Genomic DNA, 25,681 nt, shown 5'->3' with positions numbered 1-25,681 from the left:
CCGTTGCGTTTGTTAACTTGAAGACACGTTAAGATGTGCGTCCACCACGCGCTGTACCATCGGGGCAAAATGCCAGAAGTCCGGCGTGACCATGTCAGCGCGTTTGCCGGCCTCGTCGAGGTAGCGGACCTGAATGATCTTCTCCAGATTTGGGTTGGCCTCAAAAGTGGCGACCTCGTCGTCCGACATCGGGCCGCCTTGCAGCTCCAAAGTGTGCACAGAGGCGGCGGAGAGCCGTTTGAAATACTCCGGTTTGGTGGCGCAGAGGTAGCGTTTGGCGGCGACGTGGTAGAGCACACAGTCGGTGACCACCGAGGGGAAGAAGGGGGCAAGCACTTCGGCGCCCGCGTCTTCGTGGTGGCGGTCCTCGGTGTCGTCGGGGTGGTAGGTGCCAAACTCCGACGTGAAATGGCCGATGTCATGCAGCAGCGCGGCGACAATCACGTCTTCGGGCATGCCGTTTTGTTCGGCAATGGTGGCACCTTGCAGCATGTGTTCAGCCATGGTGACCGGTTCGCCAAGGTATTCCTCGCCGCCGCGGCGGTCAAAGATGTCGCCTAAGAAGGCCACGATGTTGTCTCGCGTCAGTGTGGAGAAATCCGGGTTCATGCAGTTGCCTCCAGCGCTGCGAGGGTGGAGAGCAGCCCGTCTTTGTCCGCGTAGCAACCCTGCAGCCAGCGTTTGCCAGCGCCGGAATAGCCTTTGCGGGCGTGCAACACGCGGGTGTTGTCGACAATGAAGGCCTCGCCGGGAGCCAGTTTGAAGCGGACTTCTGATGCCGGGTCGTCGATGATGTCGGACAGCTGGCGCAGCGCTGCGTAGTAGGCGGGCATTTTGTCAAACGGCACGTCGACCGGCGCGGCAGCGGAGCGGGCGTTGAACCGGATGTTTTGTAACGTGCCTTCGGGAGAGAGGCCAATCACAGGGCGGCGGGAGGTGAGGCGTACGCCCGCTTCGCCTGCGTATTCAAAACGCGCGGAATGGCTGTGCAAGAGTGCAAAGCCTTCAGGGTTGATCTCGCGCAGCTTTTGCGCGGCTGCAAAGCCGTCGACCACCATGTTGTCGCCACCTTCGGCGGAATTCTCAAGGCAGGACAGGACTTGCAGGGTTGGCACCGGATCGCGATAGGGGTTGTCGGTATGGGCTTGCAGCCCGAGGCCGGTGAAGGCGAGGTTGGTTGGGTTGACCTCCGTGCGGACCTCAAAATGGCGGCCGTAGTTGGTCTCACGGACGTAGCCGAAGAGGTTGACCACTTTGAACAGAGCGCCGGATTCCGTGGGCAGGCCGGTGACTTTGGCAAAGCCGTAGCGGCGGATGGCGGCAAGCCATCCGCGTTTTGCGTCCGGGTTGCTCGTGAGGTCAGGGTAGTGGCCAGTGGGCACGTCTTCGTTAAGGGCTTCACCCCAAGTCTCGGCGTGCTCTGGCAGGTGGCCCAACGTGGTGTCTTGCTGGCGGTCATAAGCATTGCTGAGAAGCCAAGCGACCGGGAAGGTGACGGTTTTCTTGTCTTCGGCAAAGGTAACAGTGACGGTGTCGTCGGTGACTTCTGCCTTAGACAAGGCGCAAGTGTCGGGAAGGTTGGCCAGTGTGATTAGTCGTTGGCCGTTGCCGGGATCGCGGGTGTCGGCATCCAGCGCGTTGTGCCGGAGCCAGACGCCGTGGTAGCGAAAAGTGTCAGAGGGCGTAGTAAGCGTTAGGACCTGATTGTCGGGGGAGAGCTGCACCTGGGTCATGAGATGTCCTTGGGTTAGGCGAGGGCGTTAGGGCTTGTGATGTCTTGTCGACAAACTGGGGATGCGCAGGCATAAACTCAAGTTATCCTTTTTCATCCTGAGGGACGGTTTTGATAATGGATAAGGCTGGGTTTGATCATCTGCCACTAGAGTGGGTGCGGGCGTTTGAGGCGGCGGCGCGGTTGGGCAGTTTTACAGCGGCGGCGCAGGAAACCGGGTTGACGCAATCGGCGATCAGCCAGCGCATTGGCAATCTGGAGGCGCGGCTGGGGACGCAGCTGTTTGTGCGGCAAGCGCGGCGGATCATCTTGACAGTGGATGGCGAGGCCTGGCTGCCACATGTGCAGGCGGCGCTGGTGGGGTTGCGTGACAGCACGGAGGCGCTGTTTGGCGTGTCGCGGAATCGGCTGACGATTTCGGCAAGCGCGTCGGTGAATGAGCTGTGGCTGGTGCCGCGTTTGGGGCGGTTGGCGGAGGTCAGCGGGGCGCAGATCACGCTGAGCACAATGGTGGTGGCCTCCGGTGATGCCAAAGATGACGCGGCGGTGCGCATCCGCTATGGCAGTGGAGATTGGCCGGTGGCCTATGCGGTGCCGCTTTATGAAGAGCGGTTGAGCCCGGTGGTGGCGCCTGAGCTGCTGGCGCAAGGGGATTGGCGGGTGTTGCCGCGCCTGTCAGTGTCCGGGCCGCGGCCAAGCTGGCGGCGGTGGTGTGCACAGACAGACACGCCGACAACGCCGGTGGCGCATCTGCGGTTTGACAGTTTTTGTGCGGGGCTGGCGGCGGGGCGGGCCGGGCAGGGGGTGCTGCTGGCGTCTTTGCCCTTGGTGCAGGCGGAGTTGGATTCAGGGCGGTTGGTGCAGGTCACAGATGAGGTGCTGCGTCACCACGAGACTTATTGGCTGCTCGGTGCCAAGGAACGGCTGTCGCGGCGGCAGTGGCGGCAGTTGTCGGACTGTTTGGTGGACGGCGCGGCGTAGTTACGTGCCGATGGCCTCGGCAAAGGCTTCGAGTTCGCGCTCGATTTCACTAATCGCGGCTTGGGTGCTGAAGAAATAGAGGTCCGGGGCGTCGACGTCGTCCATGAAGGCTTCGATTTCCATCAAGATGGGCTGACCGTCAAAGTCGGCTGTGATCTTCCAACGTTTTGTATCTTCAACCGGGATGTCGCCCACGGCGGTGCCGATGGACCTGGCAATGTCTTCCGGGAAGGCAAAGCGGCTGTTGTTGGCCAGTTGCGTGAGGAAAGGCGCCACTTCTAGGCTGTCGAAGTTCATCGAGGTTTCCGACGTGATGGGCAGCGGCGCCTTGGGGGCGTTGGGTTTGAACAGCTCGGTGACAAACTTGAGCACGGGGGCCTCCGGGAGCGATTGGGACGTTAGCTGTCAAATACAATCACATTGCGCTTTGCGCTACCGGTTTTGGTGTCGGCGATGGCCTCGTTGATCTGATCCAGCGTCCAGCGGCCGGAGATGAGCTCGTCGAGTTTCAGGCGGCCTTGCTCATAGAGGTCAACCATCCATGGGATGTCGCGTTTGATCACGACGTCGCCCATTTTGGAGCCCTGCATGCCCTGACCGATGGCGGCGAGGATGACAGGCTCGTAGGTGGATTTGGCGCCGGAGTGCGGCATGCCGACCATGATGACCTTGCCGCCCGGTGCGAGGTAGCGGGGGGCGTCGTCATAGGCGGGGATGGCGCCTACGGTGACGATCACCGCGTCCGCGCCCCGGCCCATGGCGCGCATGGCTTTGATGAAGGGTTTTTTGTCGGTGGCGAGCACGCCGTCTGTGGCGCCGAATTCTTTGGCGATTTCAAGTTTCTCTTTGCTCATGTCGACAGCGACGATGCGACGCGCACCGGCGATGCGTGCGCCTTGGATGGCGTTGAGGCCGACGCCGCCTGCGCCAATCACCACCACGTCCTGACCGGCGCGGATTTGGGCGGCGTTCACCACTGCGCCAACGCCGGTGATGACGCCACAAGCAATCAGGCTGGCGGCGTCCATTGGGATGTCTTCAGAGATTTTCACCACCTGAGATTGGTCCACCACGACCTTTTCAGCAAAGGCGCCGCAGGCCATGGCCTGGTGCAGTTTGCCGCCGTCCACAGTGGCCAGCGGGCCTTTGTCGCCATCATACGGCGTGCCGCAGATCACGGGTTTGCCCTCAGAACAGGTCGGGCAGGTGCCGCAGGCGCGGATCAGGGTGACCACAACGGGGTCGCCTTCGGCCAGGCCAACCACGCCGTCGCCCACAGAGGTGATGTGACCCGCGGCTTCGTGGCCGTAGACCGCGGGCAAGCTGCCGCCCCAGGCACCGTCGGCAAAAGAGATGTCAGAGTGGCAGATGGCGACGGCGGAGAGTTTGACCTCGATCTCACCCATTTGCGGTGCGCGCAGGGTGACGTCCTCAACAACAAGGGGCTGACCAAATTCATGGCAGACGGCGGCTTTGATGGTGCTCATGGGCGGGTCCCTTGTGTTTGGTGTCACATCCAGTTTTGGCCAGCTTAGGCCCGCACGGATGGTTCAATCCAGACAAAGGGTGTCGTTTTTGGCCTAAGTGGCGCGACGTGACTTTGCAAAAACCACTATTGCAAAGACAATTAGGACGGCGGAGAGCAGGAAAGGTGCGCCAGGCAGGTAGAGGATCGCGTGGTCGTCGGAGAAGTAGGCAAATGTTTGTGTCATCACCAAAGGCGCGAGGATGTGGGCGAGGGAGGTCAAGGAGGAGGACAGGCCTTGCAGCTCACCCTGCGCGTCATCGGACACGCGGCGGGACATGATGCCTTGCAGCGCTGGCAGGCCAATGGTGGAAAGCGCGGCAACGGGAATGCCTATGAACAACAGCAGGCCAGTATTGATGAACCCGAGATAGACCAGCGCGACGACCTCCAGAGCGAGCCCGAGGGTCACAGTGCGGCGGTTGCCCATCCATTTCACGGTCGGGCCGATGAGTGTGGCTTGCACGATGGCGTAACACAGGCCGTAGGCGGTGAGGCTGAGGCCGATCATGCCTTCGGACCAGCCGAACCTCTCGATGATGAAGTAAGGCCAGATTGCCGGATAGACGGCGGCGGCAACCTGATAGAGGAAAAACACCACCAGAAGTTTGCTCATATTGGGCAAGGTGTTGAGTGCAGCTAGGGCCCCAAGCGGGTTGGAGCGACGCCATTCAAACACGCGTCGGTTGGCCTCGGTCACGGTTTCTTTCAGGACAAACCACCCTAGAAGGGCATTGCCGCCTGCCAGCACGGCGGCCGCCCAGAAAGGCGCGCGGGTGCCAAATTGGGCGAGCAAACCGCCGAGCGCGGGACCAAGGACAAAACCCACGCCGATGCCTGCGCCGACAAGGCCAAAGGCTTTGGCCTTTTCCTCAGGTTTCGAAATGTCCGCCATATAGGCCATGGCGGTGGCGTAGGTGGCGGCGGTGATCCCGGCGACAATGCGACCGATCACCAGAATCCAGATGTTCTGTGCCAGCGCCACAATCACATAGTCCGCTGACATCACGGCAAGCGACACCAACAATACGGGGCGGCGGCCAAAGCGGTCCGAAAGATTGCCAAGAAGCGGACCGCAAAGGAATTGCATGAAGGCAAAGACGGTTGAGAGAATGCCGCCCCAAATCGCCGCTGCGCCAAGGTCGCCGCCGGTTACCTCCTGAATGAGGTCTGGCATCACCGGGATGATCAGGCCGATGCCCATGGCATCGATGATCACTGTGGCGAGAATAACAAATATTGGCAGGCGGTTGCGCATGATAATGACTTTAACTCTATGGCTGTATCAGGGCAGGAATTCGCGAGGGGGTCAACTGATTACTAAGGCAGGGGCCCACAGTCTACCGGTGGCAGAAGGAGGGCTTAAACGTGTTGTGCAAACTGGTGTTGCCTCTAGGAGGCTGCAAGCCTGCCGTGACGGCAAGCAGGGTTTAGGCAGCGGACGCCATGAGTAGCAAGGACAGGCTGCTGAGCGCGATTTGCGGCAGATACAGCGCCTCGCTGGCGGCATCTGATGTTTCCTGAAATAGCGCGTTGAGACCCAAAAGCTGGGCATGCAGGGCGGCGTTGGCAGGAGTTGCCGGCGCAGTGTTTGCAGTGGTGTCACCTGCCAGCGTGAGCCAGTTGGCAATGGTGCGGATAGGCGCGCGGGCGTCTTGGGGTGCGCCGAGTTTGAGGGCCTCGCCAATGGCGGTGCCGATCTCCGGCGCATCGGTGAAAGCGACCCGCAAACAGGTGTCGCGGATCATCGGCAGATCAGCCAACAATGTGGTGCGGGCGTCGCTGTCGGGCAGGGTTTTCAGCGCGGTCTCGGCTTGTGTTAGAAGCTGGCGCAGGCGCAGCATCAGCGCGGTGTCGGCAACGTCTTGCGGATTGGTGTTGTGCAGGATGTGTTTGCTGTGCTCCGGCGCTTCCATCGCTTTGTCGAAGGCAGCGACCAAAGCCGGAATGTAGCTGCCATCCTGGGCAACGCCCTCGGCCAGTCCTGCCGGATCAATCTGCACCTCCATCGAACTGCGGTGGATGAAAAAGGCGCTGTCTTCGGGGATCTCGTCGCGTTCGGTCTGCACCTTGGCCAGCGTGCCCAGCACCAGCAAAGCGGCGCGGATTTCGGCGCTGTGGGTGAACAAGCGACCTGCTTCGCCCACCGGGTAAAGCTTGGTGAACATCGGGCTGTCAAAAACAGAGGCGGTCATAGGCGCGATCTTTCTGTCGTCAGTCTTTCAGGATTTGGTCGATCAGGGCGGCAAGGCCCTCTGGATCGGCAAAGAAGGGGGAGTGGCTGGTGGACATCTCGTAGACGTCTGTGGCGGGCCAGTCTTTGGTCATTGTGGCCTGAAATTCTGGCGGGATGGTTTGGTCATCGCTGCAGCGGATGTAGCTGCGTGGGGTTTGGCGGTGGCCGTCCCCCAGCGCGATTTTGGTCTCTTGGGCAGCGATGGATTGTGGCGTGAGATACGTCAGCGCGAAGTCGGCAGTGCCTTCGGGGCAGTCGTGATAGAACGCGTCGCGCACTTGGGAAGGATCGATAGTGTAGCTGAGGCCGTCAGCGGATCTCTCCACGGCTTTCATCAGCGGCTGACGGGGTGCGGCGCGGCGCATTTCGGCCAGTGAGTAGCCATCCCAGGGCGCATAGGCACAGAGATAGATCAGGCGGGCGATTTTGCTTTGGCTGGTTTCATGCGCCATGTCCGCGGCGCGGGTGATCGGGAAGCCGCCCCAGCTGTGGCCTAGGACAACGGTATTTTCCCCCAAAGCGTCGACGATGGACTGGGCGCAGCTGTCGAGTGTGACGTCTTCAACAGGGGTGGTGTCGTTGCCATGCGACGGCATGTCGATGGCGCGGGCGGTATGGCCGAGGGCTTCAAGTGCGGGGATCAGGTCGCGGAAGCACCAGGCGCCGTGGCAAGTGCCGTGCACCAGTAGAATGTCAGACATGGCCGGTTTCTTTCATGAAGGTTGTGAGCAGCGCGGCGTAGTCTTCTGGCTTTTCCACGCAGGGTAGGTGGCCGGTGCGGCGCAGCAGTTCCAGGCGCGCGCCGGGGATCAGCTCGACGGTCTCGCGCACCAGATCGGGGGGCGTGGCGCCGTCCTCGGATCCGGCAATGCCCAGCGTGGGCAGACGCAGACCGGAGGTGGGCGTGTAGAAATCGGTGCCTTGGATGGCGGCGCAACATCCGGCGTAGCCCTCGGTTGGGGTGCTTTCCAGCATGGCTTTCCAGTGGGCCAATTCCGGGCGGCTATGGAAATCGCGTGAGAACCAGCGCTGCATGATGTCAGCGGACATGGCGGGCAGGCCCTTGGTGGTGACCATGTCGATGCGGTCTTGCCACATCTTAGGAGAGCCGATTTTGGCGGCGGTGTTGGAGAGCACCATGGCGCGCACCAGATCGAGGCGTTTGACAGCGAGGCCCTGCGCGACCATGCCGCCAATCGACAGGCCGACCACCAGCGCGTCTTTGATGTTAAGATGCTCCAGCAGCGCTTCTGCGTCTTTCACCAATGTGCCCATTGAGTAGGGGGCAGGCGGCACCTCCGTTTCGCCATGTCCACGCATGTCATAGCAGACGATGCGCAGGCCCTCGGGCAGATATGGCAGGATCGGGTCCCAGAGGTGCAGCGTGGTGCCGAGCGAGTTGATGAACAGCACCGGCGCACCGTTGGGGTCGCCTTCGTCGCGGTAGTGGATGTCGAGTTGGTTGAGCGTGGCGGTTGGCATGGTCAGTCTTGGTCGTCGGTTCTAAGGCGCATGTGGGCCATGATTTGCCCGTGGTCAGAGGCAAGCTTGTTATAGGGCGCTTCGGCGTGGCTGCCATCGGTGAGATGGTCGTTGAATACGCTGAAGTATTCCATCTCGCCGAGGCGGTCCGGGTTGTCCGGGTGGAAGTGCTGGCTGAGATAGATTTGATCGATGCTTTCGTAAACCCCTCCAAAGGCGGTGGTGTAGACCATGTCGCGCAGGGATTTGCGGGTGAACAAGGCCTCGGCAGAGGTCAGGCGGACAGAGGTGACGGCCTGTTGGATGGCGTCGTTTTCTTTTCGGGTGTAGCGGTCATTGGCGTGTTTGGCGTCGTGGCGCAGCATCCAGCTGTAGTTGCGGAAGGGCACTTCGCCGGAGATGATTTCGGAGCTGACCGCGTGCTCGCCGTCATTAAAATCGCCCAGCACCATGACCGGGCGGCCTTGGTTGAGTTCGTCCACGATGGCGCGGCGCAGGACCCAGGCTTCGGCCATGCGGCGCAGGGCGGCGCGCATGGCGCCCATGGCGCGGCCCAGTGGGTCGTAGTTGGTGAGATCGGCCTCGGTGGCGTTGCCGTTTTCGTCGCGGGTGAATTCGCCCAATTTGGATTTAAGGTGGCAGTTGAAGACGGTGATGACTTGATCGCCCACAGGGATGCGCGCCTTCAAGATCGGGCGGGAGGTGCGGCGCAGGACAAAGGCGCCGCTGTCGTCGCCGTCCAGGCCCTGGAAGGGGATTTCGACAGGAGTTTCAAGCTCTTGGATGATCTCGGGAGGCTCGGCAAAGCCGTAGCGCGACAGGATGGCGACGCCGGGGCGGCGTTTGCCCGGCTCGCCGGTGTCGTTTACGTTGGGCGCCACAAACAGGCCGCCGTCGCCATAAGGCGTATAGCCCAGTTTGCGAAAGATCGCTTTGCGGTGGTAGCGCTTGGATTTGTCCGGGATCACCGCGGCGTTGGACTCTTCTCCAATGCGGTCGGCCTCTGCGATGACAGCTTGTAGAGAGCGTTCGTCAAAGATCTCCTGAAAGCCGACGATGTCGGCGTCCATGGAGAAGAGCTGGGAGGCGGTCCAGTCCTCTTTCCAGGCGTGTTCTTCGGGGGTGTAGGATTGGAAGGTGTAGTATTCCTGATCCGGCCCGATCAGGTTTTTCACGTTGAAAGAGGCGATGGTGAAATTGGTCATAACATAAGCCTAAAGCACTGAAGCCGAGGCGCAGCGCGTCTCGGATCGCGCCCGACCCCGCCCCCCAAGGGCGGGCGCGATGTTGCAACGGAGGCCACAGCGTGTGGCGGTGTGAGCGGGGCATTGAGGTGTCATGTTGAGAGCCGCCCTTCGGTGTCGGGCGCGATCCTTTTTTAGGGGAACCTTTTAAGAGCATCGGCAAAGACATCGGTGTCGACATTGCCGCCGGTGCAGACAGCGACAACGGCGTCGCCTTCGATTTTGTCGCCATTAAACAGAGCGGCGGCAAGGGCACAGGCGCCGCCGGGTTCCACAACGATTTTCAGGCGTTTGAAGGCGAGCGACATGGCGTGCAGGGCTTCGTCCTCGGTGACCACAAGGCCGGGACCTGCAAGACGTTGCAGGATCGGAAAGGTGAGGTCGCCGGGTTCGCGGGTGATGATGGCATCACAGAGCGAGCCGGTTTCGGTGGGGTTGCGTTGTTTGTGGCCGGTGGCGAGAGAGCGGGCGGTGTCGTCAAAACCTTCGGGTTCGGCGGGGCGCACGCGCATGTTGGGCGCTTCGGCTTCGAGCGCCAGCGCAATGCCCGACGTCAACCCGCCGCCGCCGCAACAGGCGATGACGTCACCGGAGGTCACGCCCAGCGCGGTGGCTTGGGTGGCGATCTCAAGGCCGGTGGTGCCTTGGCCCGCGATCACTTGCGGCTCGTCATAGGGGCGGATCAGGGTCAGGCCGCGGTCCTCGGCGATTTTGCCACCAACCTCCTCGCGGCTTTCGCCGCCAGCGCGGTCATAAAGCACCACTTCCGCCCCGAGCGCCCGGGTGTTGTCGATTTTCAGCTTGGGGGCGTTTTCTGGCATGACGATTACGGCGGGGGCGCCATGGGCGGCAGCGGCGGCGGCGACGCCTTGGGCGTGATTGCCGGAAGAATAGGCGATGATGCCGCGTTTGCGGGTGGCGTCATCCATGGCGGACACCGCCGACCAGCCACCGCGAAACTTAAAAGAACCAGTGTGTTGCAGGTTTTCGGCTTTGACCAACACGCGGCGACCCGCAATCTCGTCCAGGAACGGCGAGGTCAGCATGGGGGTGACACGGGCGTGGCCCCTGATGCGCAAGGCGGCGGCGCGGATCATGTCGATGTTCATGCGGGCTCTCCGTTCGGCAATTGCGCGATCCATTGGTGCAGGACGTTGAGGCACTCTGGTTCGTCAAGGAAGGGCACATGGGCGCGGTCTTTGACCTCGGCGGCCAGCATGGGCGCGCGGGACTGCATTTCGGTGTAGGTCTCTTGGCTCAGAATGTCGGAGTTCTCACCACGCAGGACGGCGAGGGGGCGACCACTGAGCTTGTCAAACTGAGGCCATAGGTCGCCTGCGGGGGCTTTGGGATCAAATTCGGCCAGCACGGCGTTGCGCAGTTTTGGGTCGTAGTTGATGTTGAGGCCATCGTCAGTTTCGACAAAGTGGTGTGCGGCTTCTTCTGCCCAACGGCTTGAGGACACGTTGTGAAAGCCGGGCAGACGGGTGGCGAGGGCCTCGGCGGCCTCCGCGCGGGTGGTCCAGACGGGTTTGCGGCCGATGAAGACAAGGATGACTTCCAGGCCGTCAGTTTCGATCACCGGTCCCACGTCGTTGAAACAGACACCGGTGAGGCGGTCTGGGGCCATTTCCATCAGCGTGAGCGCAATGAGGCCGCCGCGTGAGGTGCCAAGGATGGCGGTTTTGTCGATGCCAAGGTGATCGAGCAGCTCAAGCGCGTCTTGGGCTTCGCGTGCGAGATTGTAGGTGTTGAAGTCTTCGGCCCATTCGGACTGGCCGCGACCGCGGTAGTCCATGCGGATCACACGGGCGTCTTTCAAATGCGGCCGCACATAGTCAAAATCACTGGCGTTGCGGGTCAGGCCGGAGAGGCAGAGCACAATCGGGCCGGGCCCGCCGGTGTCATCATAATAGAGCGACAGGCCATCAGAGGTGGTGAAATGGGGCATCAGGAACTCGTGAGATCGGGAATGCTGGTGAGGTCAGATAGAATGTGAGTGGGTGTCCATGGCAGGCGGTCGACGGGCTCACCTGCGCGGTTCACCCACGCGGTGGTGAAGCCGTAGCCGGTGGCGCAGCCCGCGTCCCAGCCGTTGGAGGAGACAAACAAGACATCGTCTTTGGCGCAGTTGAAGCGTTTCCCAACAAGGTCATAGACCACGGCGGCGGGTTTGAAGATCTGCACGTCTTCGACGCTGAGCACATCATCGAGGAACTCTTGCACACCTGCGGAGTCCACCGCGCCGGTGAGCATGTCGGGTGAGCCGTTGGACAGGATCGCGGTGTTCATGCCAGCCGCCTTAAGATTGGCGAGCATGTCGGGCACCTCGGGGTAGGCGGAGAGCTCCCAGTAAAGTGACAGCAGGCGTTCGCGCAGTTCCGGGTCACCTTGCAGGCCGGAGGCTTCCAGCGCCCAGTCGAGGCCGTTTTGCGTGACCTCCCAGAAGTCGGTGTGGGCGTCAGCCACGGCGCGCAGCCAGGTGTATTGCAGCTGTTTCAGGCGCCAATCGTCGGCCACCTTTTGCCAATGTTGGGCAAAGGCCTCGCGGCCCGGCTCTGAGGCGGCTTCGCGGGCTGCGGCGGCAACATCAAACAGCGTGCCGTAGGCGTCAAAAATGCAGGTGGTGATGGCCATGGTGTCCTCCCGTGTCGCCGGCAGAGTGGCAGGTTTGGCGCGAGGCGAAAAGGCCTGTTTTACAAATAGACGCGAGGGCTATAGGGTGCGCGCCTCAAGCCGGCCGGAGGGGTCGGACAAAGCTGACAGATGGGACATTTTATGACCGCAGCAAAATCGGGCGACACCGTCCGCATCCACTACACCGGCACCCTGAGCGATGGCTCTGTTTTTGACAGCTCCGAGGGCCGCGATCCGCTGGAGTTCACCTTGGGCAGCGGTCAGGTGATCCCGGGCTTTGACACCGCCGTTGACGGCATGAGCGTGGGTGAGAAGAAAGTGGCGGAGATCCCGGCGGATCAGGCCTATGGCCCACGCCACGAGGAAGCGATTCAGGATGTGCCACGCGAGCAGATCCCGGCAGAGATCCCGCTGGAAATTGGTCTGCAGCTGCAGATGCAGTCCCCAACCGGTCAGGTTGTGCCTGTGACCGTGGTGGAAATCACCGAGGAAGTTGTGAAGCTGGACGCAAACCACATGCTGGCGGGCAAAGATCTGACCTTTGCGATCGAACTGGTGTCGATCAACTGATCCATTGGATTTTTTGAGATTTTTTTGGGCTCACCGCGTTCGCGGTGAGCTTTTTATTTCGGGCGCGAGTGCGAGATTTGGTTGGTGACCCTGCGTGATCCTAACAGAGCTGTCTGGATTGGGCTTGTGCGAGACATCTTTGCGCCAGTTCCGCGATTGGCCCGGATGATGGTGCCGCCAAGGCAGGAGTTCCCGTCGGCCCGATGGAAGTGGCTGTCTGGAGCGCCAAAAACACAAACATCACGCTGATAACCGCCAGGATAGGTTCCATGCGTTTTAGCAATGGCCGACCATGAAAGGTATTGGTCGCCAGTAGGACCAATAGGGCCATGCCAAACGTGGCAAAAATGAGCGAAATGGCCGGCATGTGCACGCAGATCCAAAAACGTAAGTGTCGTAGGGTAACTTCGTATTGCACAAGCGTGTTGATTATCAAAAATGTTTTTTAAATGGCTATACAAGTTTTGCGTGAGTATCTCCAGGGGGTGTAAGTTAAGAGTCTGATATGTGAAGAAAAATATTATAATTGGGGGCGTGCATCTGCTGGGAATTCATGCCGTTGCCGGCGTGTTTTGGCTTTTGTGCGCTTGTCGGACGTTGGATTTGTCTGCGTGAGCGGGGCGCTTGTCTGTCAAAACGCGGTGGTTTTGGACAAGGCTGTTTGAGCTATACAGCCCGCTAGATTGGCGGGGTATCGGTGGCATCGGCTATTGGGATTTGACAAAGGTGTCCACGATCAGATCGTCGCGGTGACAGTAGGCAAAGCCATTTGTGTAGGACACCGCGCCGCCCAGATGGTTTGCGCAGTGTTTCTCAAAATAGAGATCGTGCAACATCGATTTTGATGGGCTCTGCAAGTCCGTCTGCGCACTGTCTGTCACAGTGGTTTGTAACGCCCAAAAGATCGCCACCAAGCTCACAACAACAAGCAGCGGCTCCGCGCGGTTCAGGCGTGGCTTCGCCGCGGTAGAGACGCTGGAGAGATAGAGCAGAAGCAGCACGCCTAGACCGGCGATCAAGAGAGCGACGAAGTGCATAGTGCGAAGTCCACAGAGAGTCGGGGGAGTGATTGGGCGGTTCATAGGGGGGATTGTGCAGTGTTTCCAAGCGGTAATTTTGGGCGGTATGCGCCTACTTTTTGAGCGTCGGCAGTGAGACAGACCCTTAGCTCTTGATTTAATTTGCGTATTTGGCGCGGCAGCCGTTGATCCATGGATGAAAAATGTGTCCTGTGCGTAGTTTTCGGCACTTTTCTTTTGTCGAAGCTGCGCTAGCCTGCGCGGTGGGAGGCCGTTTTTTATGAATTTAAGTGCAGTTTTGCGACTCAGTTGGCCGCTGTTGCAGGCACCAATGGCAGGGGTGTCGACGCCTCAGATGGCAGCGGCAGTGAGCAATGCCGGTGGTTTGGGGGCGCTGGGCCTTGGCGCGGCGGGCGTGGACGGTGCGCGGGAAATGGTGCGCGCAACGCGGGGGCTGACCGATCGACCGTTTAATGCCAATGTGTTTTGCCACGCGCCTGCGCTGCGGGATGCGGATGTGGAGGCCGACTGGCTGGCCGCCCTGACGCCGACGTTTGCGCGGTTTGGGGCGAAGCCGCCTGAGGCGTTGCACGAGATTTACACCAGCTTTGTGGTGGATCGGACGATGTGTGACATGTTGATCGAGGAGGCGCCGGGGGTGGTGAGCCTGCACTTTGGCCTGCCGGACAAGGCGTGGATTGCGGAATTGCAGGCCGCGGGCAATCTGGTGTTTGCCAGTGCGACCAATGTGGATGAGGCACAGGGCTGTGAGCTGGCTGGTGTGGATGCGATTGTGGCGCAGGGCATTGAGGCGGGCGGCCATCGGGGGACCTTTGATCCTGATGTCGAGGTTGAAGCGCTGCCGACGTTGGCCTTGGTGGAGCGGCTGGTGGCGGCCTGTGAGCTGCCGGTGATTGCCGCAGGCGGTTTGATGGATGGCGCGGATGTGGCGCGGGCCTTGGCGCGGGGGGCTGCGGCGGCGCAGCTGGGCACGGCGTTTCTGGATTGCGCGGAGTCGGCGGCGGATGCGGCGTATCGCGCGGCGTTGCGGGACCCGGAGCAGGGGCCGCCGGTACTGACCACATCTATTTCCGGGCGTGCGGCCCGCTGTTTGCGGAATGATTTTGTGAAGCTGGGGCAGGGCTTGCACGCCAAAGTGCCGGACTACCCAGTGACCTATGATGCGGGCAAGGCACTGAATGCGGCGGCGAAGGCGGCAGGGGAGACGGGCTTTGGCGCGCAATGGGCGGGCACCGGCGTGGCGCGGGTGCGGTCTGGCGGCGCGGCAGAGATTTTGGAAGCCATTGGCGCGGAGCTCAACGCGGCGCAAGCCTGACCCCAGAAATGCGAAATGCCCCGCGAGGGGGCATCTCTGAAAGCTTGCTTAAAGGGACTGTGCTTAGCCGCGGTATTTGGACAGCAGCATCGAACCGTTGGTGCCACCAAAGCCAAAGCTGTTGGTCATCACTGTGTCCAGACCGGCGTTTTCCACCAGATCGGTCGCGACTTCGCCCGGGTTGATCGCCGGGTCCATGTTGTCCACGTTGATCGAGGGTGTGATGAAATCGCCATCCAGCATCAGCAGGCAGAAGATCGCTTCCAATGCGCCCGCCGCGCCCTGAGCGTGGCCGGTCATGGATTTGGTGGAAGAGATCGGTGGTGTGGTGCCTTCGCCAAAGACGCGGCGCACGGCCTCAACTTCGCCAACATCGCCAACCGGCGTGGAAGTGCCGTGGGCGTTGATGTAGCTGACTTTGCGGTCTTCTGGCAGCGTGGCAGTGGCCAAACGCATGGCGCGTTCGCCGCCTTCACCGGATGGGGCGACCATGTCGTGACCGTCAGATGTTGCGGCAAAGCCGGTGACCTCGGCGTAGATTTTGGCACCACGGGCCAGCGCGTGCTCGAGGTCTTCCAGAACCACAATGCCACCGCCGCCGGAGATGACGAAGCCGTCGCGGTCCGCGTCAAAGGCGCGAGAGGCTTTTTCCGGGGTGTCGTTGTATTTGCTGCTCATCGCGCCCATGGCGTCAAACAGGCAAGAAAGCGTCCAGTCGAGTTCTTCGCCGCCACCGGCAAACATCACGTCCTGCTTGCCCATCATGATCTGCTCTGCGGCGTTGCCGATGCAGTGCAGGGAGGTGGAGCAGGCGGAGGTGATCGAATAGTTGATGCCTTTGATCTTAAAGGCGGTGGCCAAGTTGGCGGAGATGGTCGAGCTCATGCATTTTGGCACCGCAAACGGCCCAATGCGCTTGGTCGCGCCGGTTTTGGCAACCGTCTGGTGCGCGGTCAGCATGGCAGAGGTGGACGGGCCGCCGGAGCCAGCGACAAGGCCGGTGCGCTCGTTGACAACCTGATCCTCAGACAGACCCGCGTCGGCGATGGCCTGCTGCATGGCGATGTGGGCGTAGGCCGCGCCGGGGCCCATGAAGCGCAGGGTGCGTTTGTCGACCAACTCTTTGATGTCGATGTCGATGTGGCCGGCGATTTGACTGCGGAAGCCGTGCTCCGCCATTTCAGCGCTGGCGGAAATGCCGGATTTGCCCGCTTTTAGCGAGGCGGTGACTTCTTCGGCATTGTTGCCAATCGAGGATACGATACCCAGTCCGGTAACGACGACGCGACGCATGTGCGCTCTCCCATAGTTTGTTGAGCACTATGTAGGGGATGAAGGGGGGGCGGCGCAAGGTGGCTTGGAATTGAGAGGTGGCCGGGGGGGACTTGTATGCGTTTGCGAATACTGAAGAGATTGGAACGTCTTGGGAGAGGTACTGCAAGAAGTGTTTTAGCTGCGGCAATTTGGCGGGTGTTAGACACTTTTAGGATGAGATGAAGTGAACACTGATAGACTCATCTAACAGCGCGGATAGGTGTGATGACCCATTGGTCTGATTTTTTCCCTCTCGTCTTCTTTCCTTTTAAAATCATCGTCTTGGGAATAGGCGCGTATTTTGCCATCAAATGGCACTACGACAAGGACAACAAGATACGCAAAGAGGCCATGGAACAGCAAAACGCATCCAAAGCGTCCGAGTAGGGCAGCGGCCTGTCCGGGGACGGACAGCCATTCTCATGTTGCGCAAACGGCCTGCTGCAAAAGCGAAAATTGAAGCCAAAAGGGGAAGCGATTACCCTGGCATTTTGTCAAACGCCGGAATGTTGTCCTCTAAGATGGTCGCTCCAAGTTTGCTGGATACGTAGACATTGGCCTTTGGGGCAAATTCAGTGTGTTCGTTGATGTTGCCAGCGCGGATGCCCAGCATGCCTTCGCGGGCGGAGTTTTGCGTGAACAAGGGTGTGCCGCAGGTGCTGCAGAAGTGCTTGGTCATCGTGGTGCCCGCATCTGAGCCGTGAGAGAAGGTTTTGGGCGTGCCGGTGATTTTGATGTCGTCCTGTTTCATGAACATCAGCGTGGCATAAGCGCTGCCGGTGGAATGGCGGCAAGCGGTGCAGTGGCAGTTGGCCATGACTGGCACGTCGCCGTCCGCTTCAAATGAGATTTCGCCGCAGAGGCATTGACCTGTGAGATGTGTCATGGGCTGTCCCTTGTCTGTTCGCGGTTTTGTGCGGCGAGACTACGGGTGTAGCGGAATGTGGATCAAGTGTTGGGGCGCGACGTCACCAAAACGTGTTTTGCGGGAGTCCAGTGTGCGCCGGCGCAGCAACAAAGAAAGAGGCCCGGGGGCCTCTTTCTTTTTATTCAGACTGTTGATGTGGTCTTATTCTGCTGCCAGACCAACTTTCATGTCTTTCACCTCATAGATCTCTTCGCCGTCAGCAAAGACTTTGCCGTTGGCCACGCCCAGCTTCAGCTTGCGGTCGATGATGCGGGTGAAGTCTACGTGGTAGGTGAGCATCTTGCGGTCCGGTTTGACCATGCCTTTGAGCTTCACTTCGCCCACGCCCATCGCCATGCCTTTGCCGGGCATGCCGCGCCAGCCGAGGTTGAAGCCGGTCAGCTGCCACAGGCCGTCGAGACCCAAGCAGCCTGGCATGATTGGGTTGCCGGGGAAGTGGCATTCAAAGAACCACAGGTCCGGGGTGATATCGAACTCAGCAACCACGTGGCCTTTGCCAAACTCACCGCGGTCGGCGGAGATGTCGGTGATGCGGTCCATCATCAGCATGGGCGGGGCGGGCAGTTGCGCGTTGCCGGGACCAAACAATTCGCCACGGGCGCATTTCAGCAGGTCGTCTTTGTCAAAGCTCGTGGGATAGTCGGCCATTCTGGGTGGTCCCTTGTCATTCTGGGGTTGGTTTTGCCTGCTTTATCACCTGCCAGCCCGTCCCTGCAAGGCAAGTGTCAGCAGATGGGCGACGGGGTAGAGAATTGTTTGCGACTCATTTTCATTTGAACTCCGGCGCGGTTTTGCGCTAAATATGCAACTGACGCACAGGAATAGACAGATGACCACTGAGGCACTTCGCAACGGCACCCAATGGCTCGCATCGGCTGGACTGCGCCCAACACGACAACGTGTGGCGCTGGCCGCTTTGCTGGTAGGCGACGGAAACGACCGGCATGTAACGGCGGAAAGCCTGTTTGCCTCCGTGCGCGAGCATGGTGACAGCGTGTCTTTGGCCACGGTCTACAACACGCTGCGGGCGTTTTGTGACGCGGGGCTGATGCAGGAAATCACGGTGGATGGTGCGAAAAGCTATTTTGACACCAACACCGGCGACCATCCGCATTTCTTCTGGGAAGACGATCGGGTGCTGACAGATGCGCCAGCCGAAGAGCTGGAGATTGCCCGGCTGCCTGGTGCGCCTGAGGGTGCGGAGATTTCCAAGATCGACGTGGTGATCCGCCTGCGCCGGACCTGAGCGCGACGCTGGGTCAAACTTTCTGAGAGCAATTGTCCTTGATTTGGGCCTGTGACAGCATGGGCGCCAAGCAGGGAGGATGTGTCATGAAAGCAGTGACGTGGCGGGGCTTTGGACCCGCGCGGGATGTGTTGAAGGTTGAGGAATTGGCAACGCCGAAAGCGGGGGCGGTCGAGGTGTTGGTGCGCGTGGCCTATTCCGGCGTGAATCCGTCAGATTGCAAGGCGCGCAGTGGATCTCGGCCAGGCGTGACCAAGCCATCGTTTGAGGTGATTGTGCCGCACAGCGATGGGGCTGGCGTGATTGAGGCGGTGGGCGACGGTGTGGATGCTGCGCGTGTCGGCGAGCGTGTTTGGCTCTGGAATGGGCAATGGCAGCGGCCGTTTGGCACCTGCGCGGAGTATATCGCCGTGCCAGCGGAGCAGGCGGTGGCCTTGCAGGTTGGTGTAACGCTCGAGGATGGCGCGGTGATGGGCATTCCGGGGCTGACAGCGGCGCAAACGGTGTTTGGCGGCGGCGATGTGGCGGGTCAAACGGTGCTGGTGTCCGGTGGTGGCGGCTCGGTTGGGTTTTTGGCGGTGCAACTGGCGGCTTGGGGCGGGGCGACTGTGATTGCGACCTGCGGGGCGCGGGATGTGGCACGCGTGAAAGCAGCGGGCGCGACACATGTGTTTGATTATGCCAGCCCGACATTGGTGGCGGACATATTGGACGTGTGTGACGGTGTGGATCGCGCCGTTGAGGTCGAGCTGGGGCCAAACTTGCCGTTGCTGACCGAGGTGATGAAACCGCTGGGCACCATTGCGGCCTATGGCTCTGCCAAGGACATGGCACCGGAAATGCCGTTTGGGCCGATGCTGTTTAAGGCCTTAAAGCTGGATATCTCGTTGATCTACATTCTACCGTTGAAGGAGCGTATGGCGGCGATTGCGCGGTTGCATGGGGCTTTTGCGGATGGGGCTTTGAAGCTGGATGCGCCCAATGTGTTTGCTCTGGAAGAGGCTGCGGCGGCCCATGAGATGGTGGAGGCCGGCGGGCGCACAGGGGCCGTGTTGGTAAAGTGCTGACGCGCAGCGTTTCGAGAAAAGTGGGACCGCAAATACCTTGCCGCGCTTCGCGCTCTCAGGACATTTGCGATGCTGCTGTCTTAATCATTTATCGAAACGCTCTAAGTTAGGCCTTCGAGACCAAACCACTGGGGTAACACCGACATGAAGCGCCGCCAGAGACCTGCGTCCGGGTCTTTGGTGACCACGGTGGGGGCGACTGATTTGGGCTGGTGTGTCCACTGCAAACCGGCGTCCTCGACAGTGAACTTGTAGGCGAAGTCCGCGAGGTTTTTGTCGAGGTTGGTCAGGATGCTGCGGGCATAAGCCGGGCTTTCCACCAAGAGGCCGATTTCCGCGTTCGTTTTGATTGAACGCGGGTCGAGATTGAGGGAGCCGACCAGCACGGAGGTGTCGTCGATCACCGCGAGTTTGGTGTGCAGCGTGATGTGTGGCGGGTTTTCTATGTCGGCTAGGTTGAGCGCTTCGATGGCGTCATGGCGCAGCTCGTAAAGCTCCACACCTGCGGCTAAAAGATCGGCGCGGTGACGGGCGTAGCCGCCGTGAACATAGGCGTGGTTGGTGGAGGCCAGCGAGTTGGTCACGATCCGCAGCTTGACGCCAGATCGGGCCAGATTGGCGTAGAAGCGCGCGCCGTAGTCTTCGGGCACAAAATACGGGCTAATTAGGGTGACGTGGGATTTGGCCTCACCAATGGCGGCAAAAAAGGCTTCGCCCAAGATGTGCGGGCCTTTGCCATCAGGATTGCGCAGTTTTTGCGGGGTGTCGGCAATGATACGCGAGGTGCCTCGGTATGGAGCCACCTTGCGGTTGGCAATGTCTTGCAAATAGCGCGCATTGATCGCTTTGGTGTAGGCGGCGACTTCGGGGCTGTCGGGATCATAGGCCCAGTCGGAGAGCGCAATTTGGGGCGGTTTTGGCGCGGATTTGGCGCGCAGATTGGCAACTGGGATGGCGTAGGTGTCGTTCCAGTAGGTGTCAAAAATCGGGTTGATCTCGGCCGCCTCGGGGCCAAAGACCGCAAGGTCGTAGTCGGCAAAGACTTCGGTGGGTTTGAGTTCATAGTACTCATCCGCAAAGTTGCGGCCGCCAATGATCGCCATGTCGTTGTCGACCACAAAGGTCTTGATGTGCATGCGCCGGTTGACGCGTTTGAAATCCCAGAGAAACCCCATCGCCTTTGGCGCGTTGCGCGAGCTGGGGTTAAAAATGCGGATTTCAATGTTGGGATGGGTGTCGAGGACAGCGAGGTCGGTGTCATCGGCTGTGGTGAAGACGTCATCCACCAGAAGCCGCACGCGCACGCCGCGGTTGGCGGCGTCAAACAGCCGGTGGGTTAGGATGCCGCTGGCGGTGTCCGGTTTGATCAGGAAAGTGGCGATGTCGATGCTGTGCTGCGCACTTTCGATCATGCGCAGGCGGGCGCCAAGAGCGTCGGTGCCGTTGGCGAGTTCGAAATAGGCGGATTGCGCGCCGGTTTGGGCGGAGACTGCGCGGCTGACCGCGTCGGACGAGGCGTCGGCTGGGAGCGCATAAGACGGCGTGCGCGGGGCGTCAAACGGGACTTTGGCGCAGGCGGTGAGAGCGGTTGCGACCGCCAGAAGCGCTGCGAGGCGTCTGGTCGGTTTGCTTAGAACCACTGGCCGGGTTCCATCAGGCCGAGATCCAGAAGCTGGCGCGAGTGCCAGTCAAACCGTACCGAGTTGTGCCAGGCGAACTGGTGAATGTCGAAAGTTGAGCCGGGGTTGGCCTTGAGTGCTTTGGCGGTGCGGAAGGAACAAACAGCTGCGGTTAGGTTGTTGTGCCACGGGCAGGCGAAGGTGTTGTATTCTTCGTCCGTGAAGGTGAAATCATCGCGCAATTGAAGGCCCGGTTTGGCGCGGAAAATCGAGATCCGGTCGATCTTACGTTTGTTGGCCGGGATGTGCTCCTCAAACCGCCAGCGTAAGCCCCCAAAAAAGTCCAGCTGGCGCTCCTTGGGGTGGTCGTGGTTGTCGGCGTCTCGCCGCGCCAAAGCATAGTAGCCGGAGCGGTCGAGTTGCGCGTTTTCCAGCGACACGGCATTGGGCGTGACGCTCAGGTCTGGCGCATAGAGGTCGATCACATAGGTGAGCATCGCGTCGCGCTGTTCTTCGGTGTGAAAGGCCAGCATCTCGCCGATGCCACGGGTCTCACAAAACGGGAAGAACAGGTATTCGGCGTTGAAACAATAATAGAGCCAAAGGGTTGGCGCGGCTTCGATGATTTTGTTGACCGCGTCGATCATCGGTTGGCCGCGCGGCGCATCCATGGTGATGCGCGGACACAGCTCTGCCAATTCGTCCGACAGCGGGAAAGCGGCGGGCATAAACACAATGACCTTTTTGAAGCCAAGGTCGAGGTGATGGTAGAGCGTGCTTTCGATCTCGATGTTGTCTTCGACAAAGATCAGGGCAACCGGGCCTTTGACCAGTTCTGCCGTGCCATCGCGCAGAAACTGCTCCACCGAGTCATATGTCATGCGCGCCTCATGTTTGTATTTTTGTCCTTGTTGCGCTCAAAATCCGCTAAAAGTGATCGCATTGCAAGCGCCCCCGGATTTCTGTAGGGAGGCGCCTTGAAACCGCTACAGGATACATCCCATGGCCGAGAACACCACCGCTGAGAAAAAGAAGCTCTTCATCAAGACCTACGGGTGCCAGATGAATGTCTATGACAGTGAACGCATGGCAGAGGCCATGGGTGGAGCAGGCTACGAGACCACAAACTCGCCGGATGATGCGGATATGATCCTGCTCAACACCTGCCACATTCGCGAGAAGGCCGCTGAGAAGGTCTATTCCGAGTTGGGGCGGTTCAAGGGGTTGAAGGCGGACAAGCCGGACCTGAAGATTGGCGTGGCCGGGTGCGTGGCGCAGGCTGAGGGCGAAGAGATCATGCGGCGTCAGCCGATGGTCGATCTGGTGGTGGGGCCGCAGGCCTATCACCGCTTGCCGGAGATGGAGGCCAAAACGCAGGAAGGCGTGAAGGCGCTGGACACGGATTTCCCGGAAGAAGACAAGTTTGAGAAGCTCAAGGGGCGTTCCAAGGCAAAGCGCCCACCGGCAGCGTTTTTGACCGTGCAGGAAGGCTGCGATAAGTTCTGTGCCTTCTGCGTGGTGCCGTATACGCGCGGAGCAGAGGTGTCGCGTCCGGTGGATCGCGTGCTGACAGAAGCGCGGGATTTGGTGGAACGCGGCGTGCGTGAAATCACTCTGCTGGGCCAGAACGTGAATGCGTATCATGGCGCGCATGGCGGCGGCGACATGACCCTGGCGGGTTTGATCTGGGAACTCGACAAAATCGACGGGCTGGAGCGTATCCGTTTCACAACCAGCCACCCCAATGACATGATGGACGACCTGATCGAGGCACATGGCACCTGTTCCAAGCTGATGCCCTATCTGCATCTGCCGGTGCAGTCTGGTTCCAACAAAATCCTCAAGCGCATGAACCGCAGCCACACGCGTGACAGCTACATCAAGCTGATCGAGCGCATTCGCGCGGCGCGGCCGGATTTGATGTTGTCCGGTGACTTCATTGTGGGCTTCCCAGAAGAGACCGAAGAGGATTTTCAAGACACGATGGACCTGATCCGCGAGGTCACATACGGACAGGCCTATAGCTTCAAATATTCCACCCGCCCGGGCACACCGGCAGCGGAGCGGCCATTGGTGGATGCGGCGGAGGCGGACGACCGGTTGCAGCGTTTGCAAGCCCTGTTGGGGCAGCAGCAGAGAGAAATTCAGGACAGCATGGTCGGCAAGGAAGTCAATGTGCTGTATGAGAAGCCCGGACGTTTGGACGGGCAGATGGTGGGCAAGTCTGATTACCTGCACGCGGTCTATGTGGCTGATCCGGCGGGGCAAATTGGCGACATCAAGCGGGTGAGAATCGTGGAGAGCTCCGCCAACTCCCTGGGTGGCGTTCTGATCTGAGATTGACCCAACGTCGGAAACAATCTTGGTTAATTTGAGAATATTGATGCGCGCGTTCTGCTTGGAGTAGGGCGCGCGTGACACATTTTGGACATATTTTAGGTCTCGCCCCACGCGAATTAAGGATTTCTTCTTCACATGAGAGGCAACTCGGTGCATCTTGAGGGGATATAGAAAGCTTTGATTTAGAACACTGTTTCAAGAAAATGGCTTTCGGGGGATAGGAGAGGTACTCGCTGTGGCTATCAAAACCAAAAAAATGGCGCGGGCGGCGCTTGGAGGTGCGGCGGCTGCCTGTGTTGCACTTCTGGCAATTGCTCAGCCTGCTGCGGCCCAAAACCAACGCACTGTTCTGGGCCAACCGTATGTTCCAACTGTCTGGGTCGATCCGGATGGCTGTGAGCACTGGGTGATGGACGACGGTGTCGAAGGCTATATGACGCCGCACGTAAACCGTCAGGGTATTCCAGTATGCCGTCGCGGCAATGTCTGTGGTGTGATGAACTCCGATCAGTTCTTTGCCACCGACAAATACGCGATCAACTCGGCCAACCGTCAGCGTCTTGCGGAGTTCTTTAACAGCTCCACTGCGTCAGCCTTCATCATTGCCGGTCACACTGACAGCCGCGCAAGCGACGACTACAACATGCGCCTGAGCTACAACCGCGCCAATGCGGTGGCCAAAGTGGCGCGCAGCACCGGCGCCCGTGTGGCGGATGTGCGCGGCTATGGCGAGCGTATGCCCCGTGCGACCAACCGCACCGCGGCTGGCATGGCGGAGAACCGCCGTGTTGAAATCATCTGTCTGCGCTAAGGGAGAGGCGATATGAAACTGACCAAAAGCGTTCTGCTTCTCGGTGCCGCAGTCAGCCTGTCTGCCTGCATCGACAACAAAGTCGACAAGACCGTGGACAACTTCACCGATGATGGCCACCTCAGCAACTTGATTGCCGGTGTCTGGGTCGATCCAAACGGCTGTGACCACTGGATCATCGACGACGGCGTCGAGGGTTACCTGTCCCAGCGTTTGGATCCCTACGGCAAGCCAGTGTGCTCCGGTGCAGCCCCTCCCGGCGTGGCCACCGGCCCGTTCAAACAGGGTGCGGGCATCGGCGACTGGATCTGATCCACATCGCCTGAGAATTTTGGGAAGGTCGCCAGAGGTTTTCGGCGACCTTTTTCTTTGCATCGAGGGTTTTGCCGTGTGCCCGTCACGGAAAATTCACGCCCTCACGCTTGCGACTCCCGGCGCAACTTGGCACCATGGGTGCTATAACCTTCTTCACAGGAGATGTGATTGCCCACTGGCACCATGACCCCACCGCCTTCATCCGATGCGCCGAAAAAGACCTCGGTGGAATTTCCGGACAACCGACTGCTGATTGAGCTTTGCGGCGAATATGATCGCAACCTCGCGGATATAGAGCAGAAACTGGGGGTGCAGATCCTGCGACGGGGAAACCTGCTCGACATTCACGGCGAAGAGGCGGCCCAGACCGAGGCGGCCGACGTGCTGACTGCGCTCTACACGCGGCTGGAAAGTGGCAAGTCGGTGGAGGGGGGCGACATTGATCGTGAGATTCGCATGGGGGGCTCTGAGGAGGACACCGGCGTGCGGGACGGCGATCAGATGGAGATGTTCAAAGGCGGCACGGTTGAGATCAAGACCCGCAAAAAGCTGGTCGAGCCGCGCACCGATGCCCAGAAGGCTTACGTGCTGTCGCTGTTTGACAATGAGCTGGCCTTTGGCATTGGCCCTGCGGGCACTGGTAAGACTTATCTGGCTGTGGCGGTGGGCGTTTCGATGTTCATCTCTGGCCAAGTGGATCGGATCATCTTGTCGCGGCCAGCCGTAGAGGCGGGTGAGAAGCTGGGCTATCTGCCGGGCGACATGAAAGACAAGGTCGATCCGTACATGCAGCCGCTTTATGATGCGCTGAACGATTTTCTGCCTGCCAAGCAGCTGGGCAAGCTGATCGAAGAGAAAAAGATCGAGATTGCGCCGCTGGCCTTTATGCGCGGGCGTACGTTGTCCAATGCCTTTGTGGTGCTGGATGAGGCGCAGAACGCCACCACCATGCAGATGAAGATGTTCCTGACCCGCTTAGGTGAAGGCTCGCGTATGGTGATCACCGGCGACCGCAGCCAGATCGACCTGCCGCGCGGCGTGCCCTCGGGTTTGAAAGATGCGGAACGGCTGTTGAGCAACATTCCCAACATCAGCTTCAATTACTTCACAGCGGACGATGTGGTGCGTCACCCGCTGGTGGCGGCGATCATCAAAGCCTATGATGCCGATGCCGCGCGGGCGTTGAAGGGTCGGGATACAAAATCCTGAAGCTTCTTCTTACCACAAATATCCACGGGGGTGTGGGGGCCGGCAGCCCCCCCCCCGCGCCGGGGCAAAG

Annotated in this window: 28 protein-coding genes; 10 read left to right on the top strand and 18 right to left on the bottom strand. The window is 60.1% G+C overall.

Translation table 11 applies throughout. The annotated features are described in order from the left end of the window. Positions 1–12 precede the first annotated feature (12 nt). Both MK208_RS18485 and MK208_RS18480 read right to left on the bottom strand, forming a co-directional pair. The gene (locus MK208_RS18485; protein WP_294119014.1) at positions 13–609 is read right to left on the bottom strand and encodes an HD domain-containing protein; all 597 of its coding nucleotides are present in this window, start codon (positions 607–609) and stop codon (positions 13–15) included. After that, positions 606–1,733, bottom strand: a complete 1,128-nt coding sequence (locus MK208_RS18480; RefSeq protein WP_294119012.1) for a TauD/TfdA family dioxygenase — start codon at positions 1,731–1,733, stop codon at positions 606–608. Before MK208_RS18480 ends, MK208_RS18485 begins: the two co-directional genes overlap by 4 nt. Positions 1,734–1,849: 116 nt before the next feature. Here MK208_RS18480 and MK208_RS18475 point away from each other — a divergent pair, with 116 nt between their 5' ends. Beyond that, on the top strand, positions 1,850–2,713 hold the full coding sequence (locus MK208_RS18475; RefSeq protein WP_294119011.1) for a LysR family transcriptional regulator: 864 nt from the start codon (positions 1,850–1,852) through the stop codon (positions 2,711–2,713). Here MK208_RS18475 and MK208_RS18470 read toward each other — a convergent pair whose 3' ends face one another. From MK208_RS18470 to MK208_RS18425, 10 genes are all read right to left on the bottom strand, one after another. Further along, positions 2,714–3,085, bottom strand: a complete 372-nt coding sequence (locus MK208_RS18470) for a hypothetical protein (RefSeq protein WP_294119010.1) — start codon at positions 3,083–3,085, stop codon at positions 2,714–2,716. A gap of 26 nt (positions 3,086–3,111) precedes the next feature. Continuing rightward, entirely contained in the window at positions 3,112–4,200 is a 1,089-nt protein-coding gene (locus MK208_RS18465) for a Zn-dependent alcohol dehydrogenase (protein ID WP_294119009.1), read from the bottom strand. A 93-nt stretch (positions 4,201–4,293) separates the two neighbouring features. Continuing rightward, positions 4,294–5,496 carry a TCR/Tet family MFS transporter gene (locus MK208_RS18460; RefSeq protein WP_294119008.1) on the bottom strand — a complete coding sequence of 401 codons (1,203 nt, stop codon included), beginning with the start codon at positions 5,494–5,496 and terminating at the stop codon, positions 4,294–4,296. A 172-nt stretch (positions 5,497–5,668) separates the two neighbouring features. Continuing rightward, positions 5,669–6,433, bottom strand: coding sequence for a hypothetical protein (locus MK208_RS18455; RefSeq protein ID WP_294119007.1), 765 nt, complete (start codon positions 6,431–6,433; stop codon positions 5,669–5,671). A 19-nt stretch (positions 6,434–6,452) separates the two neighbouring features. Then, on the bottom strand, positions 6,453–7,175 hold the full coding sequence (locus MK208_RS18450; protein WP_294119006.1) for an alpha/beta fold hydrolase: 723 nt from the start codon (positions 7,173–7,175) through the stop codon (positions 6,453–6,455). Beyond that, positions 7,168–7,956: a 3-oxoadipate enol-lactonase gene (pcaD, locus tag MK208_RS18445; RefSeq protein WP_294119005.1), complete on the bottom strand. Its 789-nt coding sequence runs from the start codon at positions 7,954–7,956 to the stop codon at positions 7,168–7,170. The genes MK208_RS18450 and pcaD overlap by 8 nt, the downstream gene beginning before the upstream one ends. 2 nt (positions 7,957–7,958) lie before the next feature. After that, entirely contained in the window at positions 7,959–9,161 is a 1,203-nt protein-coding gene (locus MK208_RS18440; RefSeq protein WP_294119003.1) for an endonuclease/exonuclease/phosphatase family protein, read from the bottom strand. A gap of 173 nt (positions 9,162–9,334) precedes the next feature. Further along, positions 9,335–10,342 carry a threonine/serine dehydratase gene (locus tag MK208_RS18435; RefSeq protein ID WP_294119002.1) on the bottom strand — a complete coding sequence of 336 codons (1,008 nt, stop codon included), beginning with the start codon at positions 10,340–10,342 and terminating at the stop codon, positions 9,335–9,337. Continuing rightward, positions 10,306–11,151, bottom strand: a complete 846-nt coding sequence (locus MK208_RS18430) for an alpha/beta hydrolase (RefSeq protein WP_294119001.1) — start codon at positions 11,149–11,151, stop codon at positions 10,306–10,308. The genes MK208_RS18435 and MK208_RS18430 overlap by 37 nt, the downstream gene beginning before the upstream one ends. Further along, positions 11,151–11,837 carry a haloacid dehalogenase type II gene (locus MK208_RS18425; protein WP_294118999.1) on the bottom strand — a complete coding sequence of 229 codons (687 nt, stop codon included), beginning with the start codon at positions 11,835–11,837 and terminating at the stop codon, positions 11,151–11,153. Before MK208_RS18425 ends, MK208_RS18430 begins: the two co-directional genes overlap by 1 nt. Before the next feature lie 141 nt (positions 11,838–11,978). Here MK208_RS18425 and MK208_RS18420 point away from each other — a divergent pair, with 141 nt between their 5' ends. Continuing rightward, positions 11,979–12,407: a peptidylprolyl isomerase gene (locus MK208_RS18420; protein ID WP_294118997.1), complete on the top strand. Its 429-nt coding sequence runs from the start codon at positions 11,979–11,981 to the stop codon at positions 12,405–12,407. Between the two features lie 707 nt (positions 12,408–13,114). On the opposite strand, the gene MK208_RS18415 is transcribed toward MK208_RS18420, so the two are convergent. Continuing rightward, entirely contained in the window at positions 13,115–13,444 is a 330-nt protein-coding gene (locus MK208_RS18415; RefSeq protein ID WP_294118995.1) for a hypothetical protein, read from the bottom strand. A gap of 262 nt (positions 13,445–13,706) precedes the next feature. Here MK208_RS18415 and MK208_RS18410 point away from each other — a divergent pair, with 262 nt between their 5' ends. Continuing rightward, positions 13,707–14,762 carry a nitronate monooxygenase gene (locus MK208_RS18410; protein ID WP_294118993.1) on the top strand — a complete coding sequence of 352 codons (1,056 nt, stop codon included), beginning with the start codon at positions 13,707–13,709 and terminating at the stop codon, positions 14,760–14,762. 63 nt (positions 14,763–14,825) lie between these two features. On the opposite strand, the gene fabB is transcribed toward MK208_RS18410, so the two are convergent. Beyond that, on the bottom strand, positions 14,826–16,055 hold the full coding sequence (gene fabB, locus MK208_RS18405; RefSeq protein WP_294118991.1) for a beta-ketoacyl-ACP synthase I: 1,230 nt from the start codon (positions 16,053–16,055) through the stop codon (positions 14,826–14,828). 246 nt (positions 16,056–16,301) lie between these two features. Here fabB and MK208_RS18400 point away from each other — a divergent pair, with 246 nt between their 5' ends. Continuing rightward, positions 16,302–16,463 carry a hypothetical protein gene (locus tag MK208_RS18400; RefSeq protein WP_294118989.1) on the top strand — a complete coding sequence of 54 codons (162 nt, stop codon included), beginning with the start codon at positions 16,302–16,304 and terminating at the stop codon, positions 16,461–16,463. 91 nt (positions 16,464–16,554) lie between these two features. On the opposite strand, the gene MK208_RS18395 is transcribed toward MK208_RS18400, so the two are convergent. Further along, positions 16,555–16,962, bottom strand: coding sequence for a GFA family protein (locus MK208_RS18395; protein WP_294118987.1), 408 nt, complete (start codon positions 16,960–16,962; stop codon positions 16,555–16,557). A gap of 183 nt (positions 16,963–17,145) precedes the next feature. After that, positions 17,146–17,652, bottom strand: coding sequence for a bifunctional 3-hydroxydecanoyl-ACP dehydratase/trans-2-decenoyl-ACP isomerase (gene fabA / locus MK208_RS18390; protein WP_294118985.1), 507 nt, complete (start codon positions 17,650–17,652; stop codon positions 17,146–17,148). Positions 17,653–17,833: 181 nt separating this feature from the next. On the opposite strand from fabA, the gene irrA reads away from it, so the two are divergent. Further along, positions 17,834–18,250, top strand: coding sequence for an iron response transcriptional regulator IrrA (gene irrA, locus MK208_RS18385; protein ID WP_294118983.1), 417 nt, complete (start codon positions 17,834–17,836; stop codon positions 18,248–18,250). Positions 18,251–18,336: 86 nt separating this feature from the next. Continuing rightward, the gene (locus MK208_RS18380) at positions 18,337–19,317 is read left to right on the top strand and encodes an NADPH:quinone reductase (protein WP_294118982.1); all 981 of its coding nucleotides are present in this window, start codon (positions 18,337–18,339) and stop codon (positions 19,315–19,317) included. Positions 19,318–19,418: 101 nt separating this feature from the next. Here MK208_RS18380 and MK208_RS18375 read toward each other — a convergent pair whose 3' ends face one another. Together MK208_RS18375 and MK208_RS18370 are read right to left on the bottom strand one after the other, a co-directional pair. Further along, positions 19,419–20,957 carry a phospholipase D family protein gene (locus MK208_RS18375; protein WP_294118981.1) on the bottom strand — a complete coding sequence of 513 codons (1,539 nt, stop codon included), beginning with the start codon at positions 20,955–20,957 and terminating at the stop codon, positions 19,419–19,421. Beyond that, positions 20,948–21,817, bottom strand: coding sequence for a hypothetical protein (locus MK208_RS18370; RefSeq protein ID WP_294118980.1), 870 nt, complete (start codon positions 21,815–21,817; stop codon positions 20,948–20,950). Before MK208_RS18370 ends, MK208_RS18375 begins: the two co-directional genes overlap by 10 nt. Positions 21,818–21,938: 121 nt before the next feature. On the opposite strand from MK208_RS18370, the gene miaB reads away from it, so the two are divergent. From miaB to MK208_RS18350, 4 genes are all read left to right on the top strand, one after another. Then, entirely contained in the window at positions 21,939–23,273 is a 1,335-nt protein-coding gene (gene miaB, locus MK208_RS18365; RefSeq protein WP_294118978.1) for a tRNA (N6-isopentenyl adenosine(37)-C2)-methylthiotransferase MiaB, read from the top strand. Between the two features lie 259 nt (positions 23,274–23,532). After that, positions 23,533–24,087: an OmpA family protein gene (locus tag MK208_RS18360; protein ID WP_294119029.1), complete on the top strand. Its 555-nt coding sequence runs from the start codon at positions 23,533–23,535 to the stop codon at positions 24,085–24,087. Positions 24,088–24,099: 12 nt separating this feature from the next. After that, a complete protein-coding gene (locus MK208_RS18355; protein ID WP_294118977.1) occupies positions 24,100–24,399 on the top strand; it encodes a hypothetical protein in 300 nt (99 codons plus the stop codon). A 186-nt stretch (positions 24,400–24,585) separates the two neighbouring features. Beyond that, on the top strand, positions 24,586–25,611 hold the full coding sequence (locus tag MK208_RS18350; RefSeq protein ID WP_294119027.1) for a PhoH family protein: 1,026 nt from the start codon (positions 24,586–24,588) through the stop codon (positions 25,609–25,611). Positions 25,612–25,681 lie beyond the last annotated feature (70 nt).

It is taken from the genome of Shimia sp., from assembly GCF_022448905.1.
In the GTDB taxonomy this organism is placed as follows: Bacteria; Pseudomonadota; Alphaproteobacteria; order Rhodobacterales; family Rhodobacteraceae; genus Shimia.
This window is presented reverse-complemented; position numbering and strand designations above follow the sequence as displayed.